Origin of the sequence: Capnocytophaga granulosa ATCC 51502, from assembly GCF_000411115.1 — a bacterium.
Lineage (GTDB): Bacteria > Bacteroidota > Bacteroidia > Flavobacteriales > Flavobacteriaceae > Capnocytophaga > Capnocytophaga granulosa.
Window position 1 is genome coordinate 420,660 of record NZ_KE150242.1, and the last position, 20,148, is coordinate 440,807.

The following is a 20,148-nucleotide window of genomic DNA, read 5'->3' on the forward strand; positions in this document are numbered from 1 at the left end:
ATTTATAACTTATTAGTCGTTAACCAATTGTTTAGTAACTCATTGAAAGTGTCGGGATGTTCCATCATAGGAGCATGGCCACACTTGTCTATCCAATAGAGAGACGCATTGGGCAGTAGTTCACTAAACTCCTCAGCTACTTTAGGGGGCGTTACAGGGTCATTCTTTCCCCATATAAGGCAAGTGGGAGTCTTCATATTAGGCAGATCCTTAGCCATATTGTGGCGGATAGCACTCTTGGCAATGGAGAGTGTTTTGATCACCTTTGTACGGTCATTGACAATGGCGAAGACCTCATCTACCAGTTCTTTGGTAGCTGTTTTAGGGTCATAGAATACATCCTCACACTTCTTTTTGATGAACTCATAGCTACCACGCTTTGGATAACTATCACCCATAGCGCTCTCATAAAGGCCAGAACTACCTGTAAGGATGAGTCCCTTGACCTTTCTAGGGTGCAGCTTGGTGTAAAGCAGCGCAATATGTCCGCCCAAGGAATTACCCAAGAGAATCACCTGCTCTAGTTCTTTGTAAGTGATAAAGCGCGTAAGCCAATTGGTTAAACTCTTTACTGTACTAGAGAGCAACGGCAAGTCATAAATGGGTAGTTCTGGGGCTATTACCTTATATTTTTTTGAAAAAAACTCAATAGTACTATCAAAGTTACTAAGCCCTCCCATAAGCCCATGTAAGAGGATAATAGGAGTACCTTCGCCTTTTTCAACATAGGAAAATTTGTCTTCTTTTTTACGAAAAAGATTTATCATTTTATATCTATTTCTTGTAGCTACAAAGATAAGAATTTTTTATCAAATAGTAGTCATTGTTCTTGAAAAAAATTTCAGGAAAATAAATTTTTATAAACAATTAATTTATAAGCATTTATTCCACATATAATATCCAAACATCTTTTACTTTTTGCAAATCGGGGTTCAGACTGCGGGCGGTATTGATTTCTTGTTGTTTTTTAAATGCCTCTGCATAGGTAGCTGCATAGAGAGAATAAGCGTAATATAAGTTCTTTTCAGCATAGAGGAAACTGCCCTCGGCACGCATTCCTTTTTGTCGCAATCCGAACATATATTTCTCAGCATTTTCTTTGTTGGAATAGACGCCTAGTATTAGGTAGAATCCTTTTTTGACATTCGCAGCGGTAATTCTACGTACATTGTCAGGAATCTGTTCTGTCTGTCCTGTCTGAGTGGCTTGTCCTACTGTAGCTGTTTGTCCTGCAGGGGCTTGTTGTACAGGGGTTTTTGCTTGGGTAGTAGCATTTGTCTGCCCTGTAGTATTTGCCTTAGCTGTAGAGCTTGTCTGAGCTATATTAGCTTGTTGGTTAGTTTTTACTTCTGCTGAGGCAGCTTGGTTAGCATTGACCACAGTCTGTCCTGTAGGGGCTACCTTAGGAGTTGTTTTCTTTCCTAAGAGCCTATCTACTTCCTCATCGCGCAAGGAGGTACTTTCTTCGGTATTGATAGCTAGCCCCATTAGGAAAGCATAATAAGAATCATTTGTGGAGGAGAAACTCACTCGTAAGTAATCATTGCCCACAGGGAATACTTCAAAATCGTAATTGGGAAGCACTACCGAGAAAATATCAAAGCCCAAGGTATTTTTACTATTAGGTTTTCTTTGTTTGAGATAGTCTTCGCCATAGGTGATAGAGCTATTGAAGAAGTTTTTTATCTTTCTCGTTTTTGTCTCCAAATAGAATCCTACTTTGTCGGAGAATACACCTACCTTGTTCTCTCCTTGATTGAAATCAGCATCCAAGACAGCTCCTACCAATCGGGGAAAGGCTTCCTTGATAGAAGGAATTTTATAGTTGGTAAAGGCGATGCTCTTGTCGCCTTTTACTTCCAAGAATCCGTCTTTTATATCCAATTTTCTAAAGGGTTCAGAGGCGTTTTCATAAGCAATAACCAATGTCCATCCCCCGCAAGAGCCTCCTTCTACACTTCCTCTGGCAGCTCTTACATTGGCTACCGTATATTCCCCATCAATGCGTTTGCTGCTCTGAACGAGTTTGGTAACATCGGCGAACATGACATAGGGGGCATTTTTGCCTATATAGCGGGAATCCGTATTGCCGTCAAATACATATTCTCCTTTTACAGGCGTATATTTCCCTTTAGGAACTTTTAGTAATACCTCCTCTACCGATTCACGTTTGGCATCTTTGGCTACCGATTTTTTGGCCACTACCTGTCCCTCTTCGTAAGGGTAAGTGGCAGCCCAGTAGAGTCCAGCAAATAGAATCTTACTATTCTTAGGAAGTGATACACTAGCCGTGCTGGAAGAGAATGTTTTCTTATCCTTATCTACATCTATATATTCCATTACTTGGGAATCGTTCAGCTTAAGTCCGCCTATCAGATCATTGTAGGGAGTATTGGCATCAGCTTTTCCTTCCTTGCGGTTTAGGATATTATTTCCTGTAATGGTGATATTTCCTTTGGATAACACTTTATAACGAGTGGTGAGGGTATCGCTCTCCTGCGCCCATAGTAGGCTTGTAGCGCTTAGGCAGAGGAGTAGACTGTAAATAATTCTCATATACACTTTAGGTTTTATTTGTAAATTAACGAATTTGGAGGCAAATATACGTAAAAAAATAGTATTCCCTAAAAAAGATAAATATATTTTTATCTGAAAGCATTCCATCCTCTAGCTTTCAGAGGAATGGCTTCATTGGCACGAGTAATGAGGTTGCAACCTTGGGCAGGTTCTGTAATATAGCCAATGACACTAAGGTTGGGGTTACCCTTGATTTTGTCATAGTCCGAGGGGGCTATGGTAAAGAGTAGCTCATAGTCCTCTCCGCCACTGAGGGCAACCATGGTACTACTTAGGGTAAATTCTTCACAAGCATTAATCAGGGTAGGGTCAAGAGGTATCTTTTCCTCTACTAGGCGACACCCGACATGGGATTGTTTGCAGATGTGTAACAATTCTGAGGAGAGTCCATCGCTGATGTCCATCATTGCTGTAGGTTGTACGCCCAATTTGTCAAGTAGTAGGACAATATCCTTACGTGCTTCGGGCTTGAGTTGCCTTTCTATAAGGTATTGATAGCTTTCTAAGTCTGGTTGCATATTAGGATTGACCTTAAACACCTCATTTTCTCGCTCCAACACCTGCAATCCCATATAGGCGCTACCTAAGTCTCCACTCACTACAATAAGGTCGTTCTCTTTGGCACCATTGCGATAGACAATCTTCTCTTGTGGCGCCATACCGATAGCGGTAACCGAGATGATGAGTCCTCTAGTGGAAGAAGTGGTATCTCCGCCTACCAAATCTACTTTATAAATATCACAAGCCAAGCGGATGCCCTCATAGAGTTCCTCTAAGGCCTCCACAGGAAAGCGATTGGAGACAGCGATAGAGACTACCACTTGAGTGGCTATGGCATTCATGGCATAGATATCGGAGAGATTGACCATAATAGACTTGTAACCTAAGTGTTTTAGCGGTACATAAGAGAGGTTGAAGTGTACCCCTTCTATCAAAAGGTCGCTGGATATAACAGCTTTCTGATCCCCGAAATCAATAATAGCTCCATCATCGCCTACACCCTTGAGGGTGGAGGGATTCACTATAGGGAAGTCCTTGGTCAGATGGTCTATCAAGCCAAACTCTCCCAACTCAGAGAGGTGGGTTCTATGGGTGTTTTTGTCTTCTAACATCTTGTCTTAAAATATTTGGCACAAATGTACAATAAAAATGATTAACTACTCATTATTAGTGATTAATTAACGTTGTTTTTAGCTATTGCAAATTTCAGAATAATTTTTTGTTAAATGGCAACAGCTCTCATATAAAAAACTTATATTTGCACCCACTACAATAATACAATACATTATGAGTGTAGAAAAATTCAAAGAAACCATCGCGGCAGGGTATCCTGCCCAAGGAACTTATATTACCTTAGGAGGTGCTATGTACGAGGGAGCTGTCATTAAGGACTTGTTGGTCAATATACCCCTGAAGAACCTCAACCGCCATGGTCTTATTGCTGGTGCTACAGGTACAGGAAAGACTAAAACGCTACAATCCCTCACCGAAAACCTTTCCAAGGCGGGGGTGCCTACCTTGCTTATGGATCTCAAGGGAGACCTTAGTGGTATTGCAGCCATAGGGGAGGAGAAATCCTTTATCAAGGAACGCCATGCTCAGATGAACTTGCCTTACACACCTGAGGCTTTTCCTGTGGAGCTGCTTACTATTTCTAAGCAAGATGGGGTTCGCCTACGTGCTACAGTTTCCGAGTTTGGTTCGGTTTTGCTCTCCCGTATCTTAGACCTCTCCGATGTACAAGAAGGGGTGCTTGCGGTGATTTTTAAGTATTGTGATGATCACCAATATCCGTTGCTTGACCTTAAAGACCTCAAAAAGGTGCTCCAATATGCCACTGAAGAGGGGAAAAGTGAGTTTGAGGCAGAATATGGTCGTGTAGCTTCTTCTTCTACCAGTGCTATCTTGCGCAAAATAGTGGAATTGGAGAACCAAGGAGCTGAACTTTTCTTCGGAGAACGTAGTTTTGAGACTGAGGACTTACTCCATACCGATGAAAAGGGTAGGGGAGTGGTAAATATTATCCGATTGACCGACATACAAGATCGTCCTAAGATGTTCTCCACTTTTATGCTCTGTCTCTTGGCTGAAATCTATAATACATTTCCTGAAATAGGAGACCAAGACAAGCCTAAGTTAGTAATTTTTATAGATGAAGCACACCTGATATTCAATCAAGCCTCCAAGGCTCTGCTTAATCAATTAGAAAATATCGTCAAGCTGATTCGTTCCAAGGGGGTAGGACTTATTTTCTGTACACAAACCCCTACCGATGTGCCCGATGCGGTGCTCGCTCAGTTGGGTATGAAGATACAACATGCCTTGCGTGCTTTTACAGCCAAGGATCGCCAGGCTATCAAGCTTACCGCTCAGAACTATCCTGAAACAACTTTCTACAACGTAGCCGAAGACCTTACCTCATTGGGAACAGGAGAGGCTTTCGTGACAGCCTTGGATACCAAAGGTCGCCCTACACCACTGGTTGCCACTATGATGCGTGCTCCTATGAGCCGTATGGATATACTCTCCGATAGCGAAATAGCACAGGTGTTGGCCAAATCAGCCCTAAAGAAGAAATACAATCAGGAGATAGACCGCGAGAGTGCTTATGAGATACTCAATGCCAAGATAGCCAATGCTGCTGAGCAGACAGCCAAAGAACCAGCACCAAAGAAGACGACTTCTACAACAGCGAAGACGACCGCTCCCCAAACCACAACGACTAAGAGGAGTACAGCTCAAAATCCCATAGTAAAACTACTTACTAGTGCTACTTTCGTTCGTGGGGTATTTGGGGTGTTGAGTAAACTCATGAAGAAATAAAATACCTAAAAATAGAATGAAAAATACAGCAAAAATACTTTTATGGGCGGTAGGTAGTGCCTTATTGGTTATTGGTTGCTCCCGTTCTGATAAAAGATTCTTGATAACTGATATCAGTGTTGGGAACTTGACCAAAGAGACCAAAATTTCTCAGTTGGATTCTCTATATAAGAATGATTCTTTGGTAAAAACATCGATTGAAGGGGAGTTTAGGTATATAAGCGATGAGCGCTTTTTAGTCTATGAAAAGGGAGGTGAAGGCAAGCAGCTCTTGGAACTGACCCCTGCGATTCCTTTGGAGGGGGAAAGCAAACATATTCAGGGGGTACAAATTATGGATGAGCGTTTTGCTACAGCTGAGCATATTTCGCTCAATAGTACCTTTGCCGATATCAAGAAGGTATATAAGGACTTTGATTTTGAGCAATTGATCTCTACAGTTATTGTCATGCCTAAGGGGAGTAACCTCTATTTTGCTTTTGCTAAGGAGGATCTTTTACCTGCGGTAGATGATGCTTATACCATAGAGAGTATTCCTGAAACAGCCAAAGTGAAAAGATTGATGATTAGTTGGAACTAAAAGGGGGAGCATTACAGCTCCCCTTCATTTACATATTTCTTATAGGTAGCCCTACGACCAAAATCAGTAGGATTGAAGTTTTTCCATAGTTTCTGCACGGCTAAGTTGTTCTCCAATTCTGGAGTGATAATACATTGTTCTACTCCCTTTTTCTTGAATAGTAGGTAACAATCCCTAAAGAGCATGGCAGGTACTCCTTTGGATTGGTATTCGGGACTGATACCAATAAGATAGAACTCTACCGTCTTAGGATTCTTTCGAGCTTTCCATAGGTGATAGAAACCAAAGGGGAAGAGTTTCCCATTAGCTTTTTGCAAGGCCTTTGAAAAAGAAGGAATTACAATAGCAAAACAGATGATTTTCCCCTCTTTATCCAAGATGAATTTGATAAACTCAGGTAGGACAAAGGGAATATATTTCTTTTTGAAGTACTCTTTTTGCTTTTCAGAGACAGGAATAAAGGAGGAAAGATTGGCATAGGAGGTGTTGAATAGGTCAAACATCTCATCTACATAGGGGATAATATCCTTATTGGTTTTGATAGGGGCATAGCTAAGACCATAACGGCGCTCTACTACATCACCCGCCTTCTTATAGGTATCAAAATTTACATCCTTAAGAAAGAAAGAGGACTCTACATAACCTTTTTCTTTTACCCAGCCAAGTTTCTCAAAATGAGTGACATAATAAGGGTAGTTAGTCCAAGTAATCATACCTCCAATATGGTCATACCCATAGGTCTGTACCCCTACTTTGTCCATATTCGAAAAGCCCATAGGTCCTTCGGCATACTCTAATCCTAATTCTTGTACTTTGTCTAAGGCTTTTTTGAGCAGTGCATCAGTAACGGCAATATCATCTATCATATCTAGCCAACCAAAACGTACCTTACGTACCCCTCGGTTGATCTCATAATGGTTAACAATTACTGCAATACGCCCCACTATAGTCTGCTGCTTATCATAAGCTAAGTAAAAAGTAGCCTCACAATTCTCGAAGGCTGGATTTTTCTCAGGGTCAAGGGTATCCAACTCATCGCCAATTAAAGGGGGTACCCAGGTTTTACTATCTTTGTATAAGGAGAAAGGAAACTTAACAAAATCAAGCATTCCCTTTTTGTCTTCTACTTTCTTTACAGTAATCATTATCTTTGTGCTAATCGCTTGCAAATATACAAAATAAAGACTAATTAAATTATGATTAGTAATTAATTAACATATAAGCGCTAATTAAAAACGGTATAGATTGAAAATCACCTTGTTTTTTTTTGTACCTTTGCGGCGAAATTACAATGATTAATGTCAGCAATAATTAATGATTAATATGTTACTCAATCATTAAATAATTTGATCATTAATCATTAATCATTAATAATGAGTGCTTTCCATTCCTTACGGTTTCGTATCTTTGTAAGTCTTATTGGTATTACGATACTTTCCTTTATAACTATTGCGATAGTAACCATATACCAGTATCGCAAGCAAGCACAGACCTATCATAACGAGCGCTTGTTGCGAAAGGAACAGCAGCTCTCCATGCAGATACGCTATGTACTATCGCAGACAACATTTCCTGTGGAAGATAAGTATATTCCCCTAATCTTCCGAGAGGAGATCTATCGTATTGCCGATATTGAAAATATTAACTTTAATCTCTATAGTATCAATGGGACTTTCCTTATTAGTTCACAGGCAGGACTAAGGGATAACAAGGAGTTACATTGTATCTCGGATACCATTCTCACCAATCTCTCTAACTCTGTAGATAAGCGATTGGTCTTCCAAACGGCACTTGAAAAGGATAGTTTCCAATACTCCTATTCCTATGTCAATGACCTACAATACAAGCCCCTACTTATTCTGCATATTCCTCATTTTGAAAATGATACCTTCAATGAGGGCTTCCTGCAGAACTCATTATATAACTTAGGAGGTGCTTATATGGCTATATTGCTGCTGACTATAGGGGTAGCTTTTGTTATCTCTCGCTATATCACTCACTCTATCGGGGAGATACAACAACGATTAAGAAGTACCCATTTCTTAGGGAAAAATGAAAAAATTGATGTCAAGAATACCACTACCGAGATAGGAGAGCTTATCTTCTCTTATAATGAAATGGTAGATGAGATAGAAAAGAGTAAGAAAGCATTAGCTAAAATAGAGCGGGAGAAGATGTGGAAGGATATGGCCAAGCAAATTGCCCATGAGATAAAGAACCCACTGACACCTATGCGGCTGAGTGTACAGAACTTCCAGCGGAGATTCTCCTCTGATGATCCACAATGTAGTGAAAAGGTAGCTGATTTTACCCAAATGCTCCTCCAGCATATTGATACCCTTTCGGATATCTCCGATGCCTTTTCTTCTTTTGTCTCTATGCCTCCACAGAAAAAGGAAAGGACAGACCTCAATGCGATTATTCGTCATGCTATAGCGATTTTTGACCTGACTTATATCCGTTTTGAGAGTAAGCAAGAGCAGATATGCCTTTGGGTGGATAAGAATCAGATGAATCGTATGTTGACCAATCTGCTCAAGAATGCTATCTATGCAACCGATAACATCCCAGACCCTCTAATAGAGGTTACAACCTATGTAACAGGTGACTTTGCTTATATTGTGGTTAAAGATAATGGTTCTGGGGTACCTCCTGAATTGCAAGAACGCATATTTGAACCTAAGTTCACCACTAAGAACACCGCAGGTTCGGGACTGGGGCTTACTATGGTCAAGCATATTATCAATGCCCATGGTGGGACTATTACCCTGAACTCAGAAGTGGGTAAGGGAGCTACCTTTACAGTAGAACTTAAAATTAGGTAAAAAGCAAAAAGTAAAGCAACTAATCACTAATAATTTAAATACCAATGGAAAGAAGAAGTTTTTTAAAGAACTCAGTATTTGCGGGATTAGGGTCTCTCCTACTTCCCTCTGTAGCACAAGCACAAGCCTCCGAGTCTTTCGCTCGTAAGAAGGCAAAGAACATTATCTATATGGTCAGCGATGGTATGAGTATCGGTACTTTGGTTATGGCAGATCTCTATAGCAAGCGTATCTTGGGACGTAGTAGTGCTTGGTTTGCACTATACGAACAGAAATTGGCCGTGAAAGCCTCTATGGATATGCAATCGGCTAGTTCTGTAGTTACCGACTCCTCCGCAGCTAGTTCCTCATGGGGCTGTGGTCACCGTATCATCAATGGAATGATCAACATTGGGGTCAATGGAGAAGAATATACTCCAATTCTGCAAAAATTTAAGAAAGCAGGTAAGAAAGTGGGTTGTGTAACTACAGTGCCTATCACTCATGCTACTCCAGCAGGTTTTTGCACTAATAGCAAGGAAAGAAAAGCCCAACCTAAAATTGCAGAAAACTATCTTGATCTTCGTTTTGATGTCATGATGGGGGGCGGAGATAACTATTTCAGTGGTGAAAAACGTAAGGATAAGCAAGATATGTATGCTAAGTACGTGGAAAAAGGATTTACAGTGGTTAAGAATGTAACCCAGATGAATGCCGCTCCTAAGAATATACCTCTGCTTGGGGTATTTGATAGTAATGCTTTGCCTTATACCATTGATGAAAATAATACGACTAAGAATGCCGCCATTCCTACCTTAGCCCAGATGACTAAAAAGGCAATAGACATGATGGCCGATCACAAGCAGGGTTTTGTACTCCAAGTGGAAGGGGGTAAAGTGGATTGGGCAGCTCATGGAAACGATATAGGGGCGCTACTATTTGACCAATTGGCCTTCGATGATGCTATACAAGTGGCTATAGATTTCGCTAAAAAGGATGGTAATACCTTGGTTGTGGTAACTTCCGACCATGGAAATGCTAATCCTGGCCTTATCTATGGTAAAGAATGTAACCAAAACTTCGACAATTTGGCTTACTTCCGTCATTCCAATGACTTTACCTTGCAGAGTATTAATCTAACAGACTCTGCTTCCCAAGTCAGGGAGCTACTTACCCATAACTTTGGTAAGATTCCTTTCTCTGAGGAGGATGCCAAACAAATACTCTCCTTCTATACCGAAGGCAAGCAGGAGAATGGACTCTATAACTATAAGAACCTTCCTTATAGTCTTTTGGCTGAAATACAGAAAAAACATACTTCCGTAGGTTGGATCAGTATGGATCACTCCTCCGACTATACTGAACTGGCTATGTATGGCCCTGGTAGCCAAAACCTACCTCCTTTTATAGAAAACTATAAAATGCACAATTTCTTACTTACCGCCGCCGAAGTAGATATGTTGGAGAAATATTAAACACAAGAAAATCAAAACGGTTATGTCTTATAAAATTCTCTTTTCGGATATAGATGGTACCTTGCTCGATGCCGATCGTACCCTCTCCCAGAAGACTATAAAGGTGCTCTCCGAGCTTAAAAGTCGCTTTCCTATCGTGCTTATATCTTCTCGTATGCCAGTACAGATGTACTACCTACAGGAGAAGGCAGGTATCTTGGGTATGCCACTGATTGCCTATAATGGGGCTTTGGTATTGGACAAAGGGGGCGAAGTGCTCCACTCAGTAGAAATACCTCATGCTCTTTGTGAGCAAATTGTAGCACTCAATGAGCAATATACTCAAGGAAAGTTACATATCAGCTTCTACAACTTCAATGAGTGGTACGTGCCCCAAATAGACCAGTGGGCTGAGCGCGAAGAGCGCAATACAGCTACTACTCCTGTGGTAAAGAGCAACCAAGAGGTACTTTCCCTTTGGAAAGCCCAAAATAAAGGTACCCATAAGCTTATGCTTATGGGAGAGGAGGCGCTAGTGGAGGCAATGTGGGAGGCCTTGCAAACCCAAATGGCAGGCCAGCTACAGCTCTATAGGGCAAAGAATACCTATATAGAAATCACTTTACAGAACGTATCCAAGCTCACAGGAATTGAGGCTTTCTTGGCGCATCACAAGGAAATTACCCTTGCTGATGCCATCGCTTTCGGAGACAACTACAATGACCAAGAGATGCTTGAGGCGGTAGGTCTCGGTGTAGCTGTGGCCAATGCCCGTGAGGAGGTGAAAGCAGTAGCCAATGATACAACCCATCACCATAAGGAAGATGGGGTAGCACGCTACTTAGCTCAGATGTTTGATATAGAATTATAAGACAATATGGTAAAAATAGGTTCGGTAGCCTTGGGTGAGTTTCCCTTACTCTTGGCTCCTATGGAGGATGTAAGTGATCCGCCCTTTCGCAGACTTTGTAAGAAGCATGGGGCGGATATGCTCTATAGTGAGTTTATCTCCTCCGAAGGGCTTATACGTGATGCTATAAAAAGCCGAAAGAAATTGGATATCTTTGATGACGAACGGCCTGTAGGTATCCAGATATTTGGGGGTGATGAGGAGGCTATGGCGCTTTCGGCTCGGATCGTGGAGACAGTATCCCCCGATGTAGTAGATATTAACTTCGGCTGCCCTGTCAAAAAAGTAGTAGCCAAGGGAGCAGGAGCGGCTGTACTCAAAGACATTGACCTTATGGTACGTCTTACCCAAGCGGTAGTAAAGAGTACCCACTTGCCTGTAACGGTCAAGACACGCTTGGGCTGGGATAGTGATACGATCAATATAGAAGAGGTAGCCGAACGCCTGCAAGATGTAGGCATACAAGCCCTCTCTATTCACGCCCGTACTCGCGTGCAGATGTACAAGGGGCATTCGGATTGGTCCTATATTGCCAAGGTGAAGGAAAACCCTCGTATCCATATTCCTATTTTTGGTAATGGTGATATAGATTCGCCTGAGAAGGCCTTGGAATACAAAAACAAATATGGAGTAGATGGCATCATGATAGGTCGTGCCGCTATTGGTTATCCTTGGATCTTCCAAGAGATCAAGCACTACCTCTCCACAGGAGAATTGTTACCCCCTCCTACACTTGCCCAAAGAGCCAAAGCTGCGCTACAACACTTGTTATGGGCGGTAGAGTGGAAGGGTGAGCGCTTGGGAATACTCGAAACACGCCGCCATTATAGTAATTATTTCAAAGGTATTCCTCATTTCAAGGAGTACAAGCAACAATTAGTTACCCTTGATGATATGGAAGCTCTCAAGGATATACTTATTAGCTTAGAGAAAGAAGAATAACAACCTCTTCAGCATAAAGATTTGTTACTTGGTTATACAAAATATCCTCCTATATACATATAGGGGGTATTTTATAAATCACATACAGTGACTTGTATATGCTTTGTAAGTAGGGTTTCTTCTATGATAAGGACTATTTTCTCCCATGTACCTCCCGCTAAACCACAACCTATACGAGGCATTTGTACACAGGCCTGCTTCTCTTGGGCAAAAGAGGCAACCTTTTCTAATCCCTCTCTGACTGCTTCATAACGAATAGGAGGGATTCCTTTCTCCTCTTGTATCTTATGTTGCCCAATGATATTGCCAACCCATATATTTTCTTCTACTTGTACAAACTGAACTGCACCCAAGACAAAGCCTTCTTTCTCCTGATACCATAGTTTGTACTGCTTCTCAGGAGCTTTCCATCGTCTGGAAAGGGCTAAGACAAAACCTTTGCCCCAAGCTCCGATGTCATTACATATATGGGGAATGATAATATTCCCCTCACTTTGAGGGAAAGTAGCATCGGCTTTTATATATTTTATTTCTGTCATGATAAAACGTTAAAGTAATCTTTGAGTATTGTATTATTCAGTTCTCTGGGGGTGAAAACTTCCAAGAGCATAGGACTTTCATATTGGGAAAAGAACGTTTCCAAAGTTTTTGTCAACTCCTCTTGGTTTTGTGCACAAAGGTAGGTAAAACCATACATAGCACAAAGGTGCTTAGCCGTAAGGGAATGGGTAGTCTCTTGGAAAGTTTCAAAGAAAGGCGTTCCCTTATCGGTAGGCAAGATTCGGAAAATACCCCCGCCTGCATTATTAACTACAATGATTTTCAGGTTCTTCGGAATATAGTTACACCACAATGCATTGCTATTGTAAAAGAAGCTCAAATCGCCTGTAATCAGTAGTGTAGGGGTAGCTTGTACGACACTAGCCCCTATAGCAGTAGAAGTACAGCCATCTATACCACTGGTACCCCGATTGCAGAACACCTGCCAACCCGCTTTAGCAGGAAAGAGTTGAGCATAGCGTATAGCGGCACTATTGCTAATCTGGATATGGTAAGGAGTAGGGGTACGCTCCAAAATAGCCTTGTAAGCAACCATATCTGAAAAAGGTACGTCTGCTAGGAAGGCTGTGCGTTTTTCAAGGGTTTCCTTGTACAAAGGCAGCCAAACTTCCTTATAATCAGAGCTAACAGGCGGTAGTTCTGGGCTAACAGTCTCCAAGAATGTATTAATATCCGTCTTGAAGTGATGGGTCAAGGCAAAGAACGTATCATACCCCACATGCTCATCTATATAATAATGAGCTTGGGGAGGGTACTTGCGCAGAAACTCCTTGATCTTCTTGGATACCACCATACCACCTATTGAGATAAGCACATCAGGACGAAGTAGCTCTTGGAGTTGTCTCTTCTCTATCGGAGCGAGGAATGTATCTATCATGCCGATAAAAGTATCGGCTACTACATTGGCCGTACTCTCAGTAAGTACTAAAATAGAAGGGTCTTTCTCAAGCCAATCAAACCATTTTTGAGCAATAGCATCAGTGGGTAATACCCCTATAAGTACCATCTTCTTAGGATAGTTCCAGTCTTTGGCAAACTGGAGTAATTTTTCAGTATTCAGGAGTACAGGCTTTTTGAGTCCAACTTCGTTGTGGAAACTCACCGTAGGGGCAGGAAGTGTTTGGTATAGTGGTTCCTCAAAAGGAGCATTGATATGTACAGGTAAGCACTTGAGAGCTGCTGTATTGAGAGCCTCATTGAGCAAATAGGTATTATAATTGAGATCCTGCTCCTCTTCAGAGAGATTGGCATTATAGGCTGTGTGTAGTGCTAAGGCATGTCGCTGATGTATGGTTTGCCCATCACCTATATCTATCTTAGAGGCTGGTCTGTCGGCACTAATGACCACCAAAGGGATGTTACTATAATACGCTTCACTCACGGCAGGGTAGTAGTTCAATAAGGCTGAACCAGAGGTACAGACCACCACGACAGGCTCTCTAAGCTGTTGGGCTAAACCAAGAGCAAAAAAAGCAGCACAACGCTCATCTACTATGCTATAAGCGTTGAAAAAGGAATCACTGGCAAAGCCAATAGTTAGTGGAGCATTGCGCGAACCAGGGGAAAGGACAATATGGCGGATGCCTTTTGCCTTACAGGCAAGTAGTATCTGTTGAGCTAAGGGAATCTGAGGAAACAAAACGAATAATCAATGATTAATGATCAATGATTAATGATCAATGATTAATGGTCAACATTTTTGAGTAAAAAAGTATTAATCATTAATCATTGTTAGCATTAATCATTAGTAATATTTATTGTTTAGCAAAAACTTTCTGTAATAGAGGGGTAGTTCTTGAACCGATGTTGGTACGTATATCCTCCTCTTTTTGAGCGATTTGTAGGAATAGACCGTCTATGGCCTTTTCTGTTACATAGCTTGTTAGATCTGGATTTACTTTGGTTACTAGGGGAACCGCATTGTACTTATCTATGATGCTTGACCATACCTGATCGGCACCTACCTTACCCAAAGAGACTTGGATCTTTGGAGAGAAAGCTTGTATCAGGGATTGGGTAGTGGTCTTTTTTAGATAATCTGTAGCGGCATTCTTACCACCTGTAAGAATAGCGGTAGCATCGGAGAAAGAGAGGTTCTTTACTGCATTGATAAAGATAGGTTTGGCTTCGGTTACCGCGTCTTCAGCAGCACGATTCAGTAGCTTTACCCCTTCATCGGCAAGGCTTCCTAAACCAATACTTCTTAGGGTATTATCTACTTTTTGTAAGGGTTCAGGGAAAAGAATCTTCGCCAAGGAATTGCCATAATACCCGTCCTTCTGGCTAAGCAAATCTACCCCTTGGGCAATGCCCAATTCTAAGGCTTGTTTGAGTCCGTTGGAAATATCCACAGAGGAAAGTGCTCCACTTTGTTGAGTGCTGTTCATAATACTCTGCAAATCAGCACAACTACTTAGACAGAAAAAACTGCTTACTAACAAAATGATTTTCTTCATTTCTAATATAATTTAATTGTTTTAAAAGTTTTGATTTAAGATATTATCGATCATACGAATCAATAGTTAAAATATTATTCGCAACTATCTAAGGTGTAATTTGTTGTTTCTTAATAAGTTAAACCATACAATTGTTTTTCTACTATTGATTGGCATTAACAATTAATCATTAATCTTTGTTCTACTTGCTCCTATAGCAGAGGCTATAATTCCTAATACAAATATAGTGAAAAACACCACTACAATTTCTAAAAGCCGAATATCCATAGGGTAGGCAATAGGTACAGCGGCATTGGGATTAATATATAGCATGGGGTAGGTCTTCTGTAACCAAGCTATTCCTACTCCTAGGCCTACGCCAAAGATAGCCCCCAGCAGGGAGACAATCACCCCTTGTAGGAAGAATATAGCACGTATCTGTCTTTCGGTCATTCCCAAAGCAAAGAGCGTATATAGGTTCTTTCGCTTGTCCAAAATCATCATGATAATAGCCCCAACCAGATTGAACAATGCTACGATAAGCACCAAGGTAAAAATGAGATAAGTAGCCAAATTTTCTGTTTGGAACATCTTATAGAGATCCTCATTGAGAGCCATACGGTCTTTTATCACAAAGCCATCTCCCAAAACCTTTTGCAGACGCTTTTTCCCTTCAGTAGCAGAAATACCTTTGGAGAGCTTGATCTCTACCGCACTTACCTCATTGGCTTGTACTCCTGTCAGGCGTTGGGCTAAGGATAGGGTAGCAAAGACATACTTACTATCCAAATCCTCCGTTACTTGATAGTAGTCTGAGAGCAGAACAGTCTCCTCTCTGTAAGGGGTAGAGGAGCTGGTGATACTGCCCTTACCAGCCTTAGGAACAATGATTTGTAGGGGAGTAGTACTGGTAAAGAGTCCCAAGTTGAGGGTCTCAGCGATGATATTGCCCACTACCACATAGTCCTCAGAAAGGAGCCACTCCTTAGGGGAGATAACAAGGATACTATCCACGGCATTTACCTTAGGATAGTTCTCATCTACTCCCTTGATATAGGCAATATAGTTCTTGCCCCTGCTGTTGAGAAATACGCGCTCCTCCAGTACCTTAGTATACGAGGCGACTACACCACTTTCCTTAAGAGCAGCCTCCTGCATGGGAGAAAGCGAGAAAATCTTTCCTGTTTTAGGAAAAATTTTCAGATCAGGGTCAAAGAAGTTAGAAAAAGACATGCTAAAGGTTCTCAGGCCTGAAAAGCCCGCCAAGACAATCATCAGCGATGCTCCTCCTACAATAAGGACAAAGATGGACATGCGATTGATGATGTTAATCACATTCTGCGAGCTCTTGGAGCGGACATAACGCCAAGCTATGAAGAGAATTGCTTTCAACAGACTAAGATTTTTTGCGCTTGATAAGCAATTCAGGGTTTTCTATAGGGTTCTCTTCTCCCTTGAGGGAGTGCTCTATTTGGGAGAGATACTCCAAGGAATCATCTAAAAAGAAAGTAAGATCAGGCATCTTTCGAAGCTGATAGCGCACTCGCTGGGCTACCTCATGTTTTATCTGGGCACTATTGGACTGTATGGCCGAGAGAATTTCCTTGCCTTGCTCGCTGGGAAATACACTGATATATACTTTAGCCTGTGTCAAATCCACGGTAATAGCCACTTTGGTAACTGATATAATAAGATTGGTCAGCCCGCCTGATTGTACAGCTCTGCCCAAGATATCTCCTAAGTCCTCTTGCAAGAGGCCTGCTATCTTCTTTTGGCGATTGGTCTCCATACTACGAAAATTATAAACGTTGCAAAGGTAGAAATATTTTTTCAATAATTGTAGTTTTTATCAAAAAAATTGTATCTTTGCGCTTTACTAAGTAATTTAATTTATACGATTAAAAATAATGACTAAATTAACGAAATTAACAAACGATATATTTTCTTTCCTCTCAGCTTTGGCTGTAAATAATAATCGTGATTGGTTCTTAGATAACAAAAAAGACTATGAACAAGCGAAAAAAGAAGTAAATAGCTTCTTCCAAGCGGTGTATGATAAGATCAGTGCGAAGGATCACTTGGGACCTATCAAGATATATCGTATCTATAATGATCTGCGCTTTGCCAAAGACAAGCCCCCTTACAAGACACACTTTGGTCTCTACTTTCCTCGTCTACAACCGCACTATCGCGGCGGATATTACTTGCATCTAAGCCCTGAGGGGAGTTTTGTAGGAGGAGGCTTTTTCAATCCTGAAGCCAAAGACCTACTTAGGATACGCCAAGAAATAGCCATGGAGCCAGAGGTTTTCTCTCAGATAATGACCTCTACCCCTATAGTGAAGTATTTCAAGGGCCAACTCTTTGGCGATGAGGTTAAGACCGCCCCAAAGGGATTTAGTAAAGATGATCCCATGATTGCTTACCTGAGGAAGAAACAATTCTTGCTCAAGAGAGATTTTGCCCCAGAGGCTGTCCTTGAAGACTCATTTTTTGAGGAAGTAGTAGCTTCTTTTTTGGCTATACGTCCTTTCTATGATTTTATGACAAGAGCACTGACAACCGACCTTAACGGAGAATCCCTATTTGATTAGTAACTTTTTTAATTTTTAATAGAATGAAAATAACACTTTCACGCATCATTGTAACATCCTTTGCGATGTTCTCCATCTTCTTTGGAGCAGGGAACTTTATATTGCCTCCCTTTTTGGGAAGAGCCGCAGGAGAACATTGGTTCTTAGTGGCTGTAGCCTTCTGTCTTTCGGCCGTACTGATTCCTATTTTGGGTGTAGTGGTACAAGCACGCTTGCAAGGTTCTGTATTGGATTTTGGTAAGAAGGTCAGCTCTTTTGTAGCGATTCTCTTAGGCTGCTTGCTCTATGGTATGTGCTTGGCTTTTCCTATGCCACGTACAGCCTCAGTAAGTTATGAGATGATTTCAGCAACTTTTGCTCCCGATCTACCTCAATGGGTGATGTATGTCTTCTATATAATCTACTTCTTTTTGGTAGGCTATCTATGCTTTCAGCGCAATAAGATATTGGATGTATTGGGCAGATATCTTACCCCTCTTATGGTCGGAATTATCCTCTTGCTCATTATCATGGCTATCTTCTATCAAGGAGATATAGCAGTATCCTCCTTTGAAAATCCTATTGCAGAGGGACTTTTGGAAGGTTATCAGACTTATGATGCGATGTCCTCTATCATTATCGGAGGGGTGATTGTAGCCTCTTTGGCCTTGGATAATTCCTTTGACAAGCGTCAAGTAAAGCGCTTAACGATCTATGCTGGGATAGGCAGTGGTATATTACTATTTATTACCTATGCGGGCTTTATCTATACAGGGGCATCCCAAGGGAGTTATTTTCCAGAGGTAGAAAAGCGCGTACTTCTTTTAGCGCTGATTACCAAGCATGTATTGGGAGGTTTTGGAGGCGTACTTCTTAGTATTGCTGTAAGTATCTCTTGCTTTACCACAGCAGTAGGAATCATCACAGGAGGGGCTGAATTTTTCCAAGGACTTGTCAAGGGGAATGAACGTACTTATAAACTATTTGTTACAATTCTCTGTATATACTGCCTTATTGTAGCACCTTTTGGAGTGGATTATATCATAAAGATTGCCTATCCTGTATTGGTACTATTCTATCCAACCGTAATTGCTTTGGTATTCTTACACCTACTTCCTGCCAAATTGGCTTCAAGAAATGTATTCAAGGCGGTAGCAGCAGTAACATTTATCACAACCATTCCTATTTTCTTAGAACAAATAGGCTACAAACTCTTTGAAGTACCTCTCCCATTACACCAATATGGGCTCTCTTGGATATGTCCAGCACTTTGGGCGTGGGTTACTACTATACTTATAGAGAAATTGATTATAAAACCTTCTGAACAGACAAAACACAAATAAAGTGAATACTATTCCTAAACCGCTCCAGAGAGCACTTCAAGAACGTGAAGCGGCGGGGACACTCCGCCGCTTATCTCAGGAGAGTTACCCTATTGATTTCTATTCCAATGATTATATAGGGTTAGCTAGAAATGCAGCTGTTAGGGAAAAGGCTCATACAATACTTCAGTCCTATCCCTTGCAAAATGGCAGTACAGGCTCTCGCCTCCTATCGGGGAATTATCCCTTGATTAGAGAAGCTGAGAGCTATTTGGCTGCTTTTCATGCCGTAGAAAAAGGGCTTTTGTTTAATTCAGGTTATGATGCCAATGTGGGTATCTTCTCCTCTATTCCACAAAAGGGTGATGTGGTGTTATATGATCAGTATATACATGCTTCTATTCGTGATGGCTTGCAACTGAATAAGGCGCAGAACTTCAAGTTTAAGCATAATTCTCTTTCGGATTTACAAGAAAAGCTACAGCGCTTTGCCGCTACAGCCACAACCCTCTATATAGCTACCGAATCAGTCTTTTCTATGGATGGTGATACACCCGACTTGCTTGCTATGGTAGCACTTGCCAAGCAGTACAATGCTTATATCATTATAGATGAAGCCCATTCGGTAGGGGTATTTGGCCAGAAAGGGGAGGGGCTTTGTCAGGCTTTGGGAATAGAGAAGGATATTTTCTTACGCCTGATTACCTTTGGTAAGGGAATAGGCGCTCACGGAGCCTTGGTTCTAGCTCAAACGGAGGTGATAGATTATCTGATCAACTTCGCACGTTCGTTTATCTATACCACGGCCGCCGCTCCAGAAAGTGTAGCGACACTATTGGCTGCTTATGCACTGCTGCCAGAGACAGAAGAGAGAGCCCGCTTACATGAGAATATTGCCTTTTTCCGAGAGAAGGCACAAGTCTTGTCTCAGGAAAAAGGCCTTACTTTTATTGATTCAACCTCTGCTATACAGGGGCTTATCATACCTGATAGTCAAAGGGTCAAGCAAGTAGCTGCTCACTTACAAGACAAGGGTATGGGGATAAAACCGATTCTTTCTCCTACAGTCCCCAAGGGGGAAGAACGCCTACGTATATGTCTGCATAGCTATAATACAAAAGAGGAAATCATCCAACTATTCCAAGGGATTAGTGAAGAGTGAATAAC

At 41.4% G+C, this 20,148-nt stretch carries 18 protein-coding genes; 9 read left to right on the plus strand and 9 right to left on the minus strand.

Features of this window, described 5'->3' with window-relative positions:
• Positions 1-2: 2 nt before the first annotated feature.
• The 3 genes from HMPREF9331_RS01835 to thiL form a co-directional block, all read right to left on the minus strand.
• Positions 3-767, minus strand: coding sequence for an alpha/beta fold hydrolase (locus HMPREF9331_RS01835; RefSeq protein WP_009641493.1), 765 nt, complete (start codon positions 765-767; stop codon positions 3-5).
• A 115-nt stretch (positions 768-882) separates the two neighbouring features.
• A complete protein-coding gene (locus tag HMPREF9331_RS01840; RefSeq protein WP_016419473.1) occupies positions 883-2,556 on the minus strand; it encodes an SPOR domain-containing protein in 1,674 nt (557 codons plus the stop codon).
• Between the two features lie 89 nt (positions 2,557-2,645).
• Complete coding sequence (gene thiL, locus HMPREF9331_RS01845; protein ID WP_016419474.1) at positions 2,646-3,689, minus strand: thiamine-phosphate kinase; 1,044 nt, start codon at positions 3,687-3,689, stop codon at positions 2,646-2,648.
• 175 nt (positions 3,690-3,864) lie between these two features.
• Here thiL and HMPREF9331_RS01850 point away from each other — a divergent pair, with 175 nt between their 5' ends.
• Both HMPREF9331_RS01850 and HMPREF9331_RS01855 read left to right on the plus strand, forming a co-directional pair.
• Positions 3,865-5,400 (plus strand): helicase HerA-like domain-containing protein, encoded by a 1,536-nt coding sequence (locus tag HMPREF9331_RS01850; RefSeq protein WP_016419475.1) that lies wholly within the window; start codon positions 3,865-3,867, stop codon positions 5,398-5,400.
• 16 nt (positions 5,401-5,416) lie between these two features.
• The gene (locus HMPREF9331_RS01855; RefSeq protein ID WP_009641527.1) at positions 5,417-5,980 is read left to right on the plus strand and encodes a hypothetical protein; all 564 of its coding nucleotides are present in this window, start codon (positions 5,417-5,419) and stop codon (positions 5,978-5,980) included.
• Between the two features lie 11 nt (positions 5,981-5,991).
• Here HMPREF9331_RS01855 and HMPREF9331_RS01860 read toward each other — a convergent pair whose 3' ends face one another.
• Positions 5,992-7,125: an N-acetyltransferase gene (locus tag HMPREF9331_RS01860; protein WP_009641521.1), complete on the minus strand. Its 1,134-nt coding sequence runs from the start codon at positions 7,123-7,125 to the stop codon at positions 5,992-5,994.
• Between the two features lie 228 nt (positions 7,126-7,353).
• On the opposite strand from HMPREF9331_RS01860, the gene HMPREF9331_RS01865 reads away from it, so the two are divergent.
• The 4 genes from HMPREF9331_RS01865 to dusB are packed head-to-tail and all read left to right on the plus strand — an operon-like array spanning position 7,354 to position 12,090.
• A complete protein-coding gene (locus HMPREF9331_RS01865; protein WP_016419476.1) occupies positions 7,354-8,805 on the plus strand; it encodes a sensor histidine kinase in 1,452 nt (483 codons plus the stop codon).
• A gap of 44 nt (positions 8,806-8,849) precedes the next feature.
• On the plus strand, positions 8,850-10,259 hold the full coding sequence (locus HMPREF9331_RS01870) for an alkaline phosphatase (protein WP_016419477.1): 1,410 nt from the start codon (positions 8,850-8,852) through the stop codon (positions 10,257-10,259).
• Between the two features lie 22 nt (positions 10,260-10,281).
• A complete protein-coding gene (locus tag HMPREF9331_RS01875; RefSeq protein ID WP_016419478.1) occupies positions 10,282-11,109 on the plus strand; it encodes a Cof-type HAD-IIB family hydrolase in 828 nt (275 codons plus the stop codon).
• A gap of 6 nt (positions 11,110-11,115) precedes the next feature.
• Positions 11,116-12,090 (plus strand): tRNA dihydrouridine synthase DusB, encoded by a 975-nt coding sequence (dusB, locus tag HMPREF9331_RS01880; protein WP_016419479.1) that lies wholly within the window; start codon positions 11,116-11,118, stop codon positions 12,088-12,090.
• A 71-nt stretch (positions 12,091-12,161) separates the two neighbouring features.
• On the opposite strand, the gene HMPREF9331_RS01885 is transcribed toward dusB, so the two are convergent.
• The 5 genes from HMPREF9331_RS01885 to rbfA form a co-directional block, all read right to left on the minus strand.
• Complete coding sequence (locus HMPREF9331_RS01885) at positions 12,162-12,629, minus strand: macro domain-containing protein (RefSeq protein WP_016419480.1); 468 nt, start codon at positions 12,627-12,629, stop codon at positions 12,162-12,164.
• Positions 12,626-14,290: a 2-succinyl-5-enolpyruvyl-6-hydroxy-3-cyclohexene-1-carboxylic-acid synthase gene (gene menD, locus HMPREF9331_RS01890; RefSeq protein WP_016419481.1), complete on the minus strand. Its 1,665-nt coding sequence runs from the start codon at positions 14,288-14,290 to the stop codon at positions 12,626-12,628. Before menD ends, HMPREF9331_RS01885 begins: the two co-directional genes overlap by 4 nt.
• Positions 14,291-14,405: 115 nt before the next feature.
• Positions 14,406-15,107: a DUF4197 domain-containing protein gene (locus tag HMPREF9331_RS01895; protein ID WP_016419482.1), complete on the minus strand. Its 702-nt coding sequence runs from the start codon at positions 15,105-15,107 to the stop codon at positions 14,406-14,408.
• A gap of 162 nt (positions 15,108-15,269) precedes the next feature.
• The gene (locus HMPREF9331_RS01900) at positions 15,270-16,478 is read right to left on the minus strand and encodes an FtsX-like permease family protein (protein ID WP_016419483.1); all 1,209 of its coding nucleotides are present in this window, start codon (positions 16,476-16,478) and stop codon (positions 15,270-15,272) included.
• A gap of 4 nt (positions 16,479-16,482) precedes the next feature.
• Positions 16,483-16,875 (minus strand): 30S ribosome-binding factor RbfA, encoded by a 393-nt coding sequence (gene rbfA, locus HMPREF9331_RS01905; protein ID WP_009641497.1) that lies wholly within the window; start codon positions 16,873-16,875, stop codon positions 16,483-16,485.
• 118 nt (positions 16,876-16,993) lie between these two features.
• Here rbfA and HMPREF9331_RS01910 point away from each other — a divergent pair, with 118 nt between their 5' ends.
• The 3 genes from HMPREF9331_RS01910 to HMPREF9331_RS01920 are packed head-to-tail and all read left to right on the plus strand — an operon-like array spanning position 16,994 to position 20,143.
• Positions 16,994-17,680: a DUF2461 domain-containing protein gene (locus tag HMPREF9331_RS01910; protein ID WP_016419484.1), complete on the plus strand. Its 687-nt coding sequence runs from the start codon at positions 16,994-16,996 to the stop codon at positions 17,678-17,680.
• A 23-nt stretch (positions 17,681-17,703) separates the two neighbouring features.
• Positions 17,704-19,002 carry a branched-chain amino acid transport system II carrier protein gene (gene brnQ, locus HMPREF9331_RS01915; protein WP_016419485.1) on the plus strand — a complete coding sequence of 433 codons (1,299 nt, stop codon included), beginning with the start codon at positions 17,704-17,706 and terminating at the stop codon, positions 19,000-19,002.
• A gap of 1 nt (position 19,003) precedes the next feature.
• Positions 19,004-20,143, plus strand: a complete 1,140-nt coding sequence (locus HMPREF9331_RS01920; RefSeq protein WP_016419486.1) for an aminotransferase class I/II-fold pyridoxal phosphate-dependent enzyme — start codon at positions 19,004-19,006, stop codon at positions 20,141-20,143.
• Positions 20,144-20,148 lie beyond the last annotated feature (5 nt).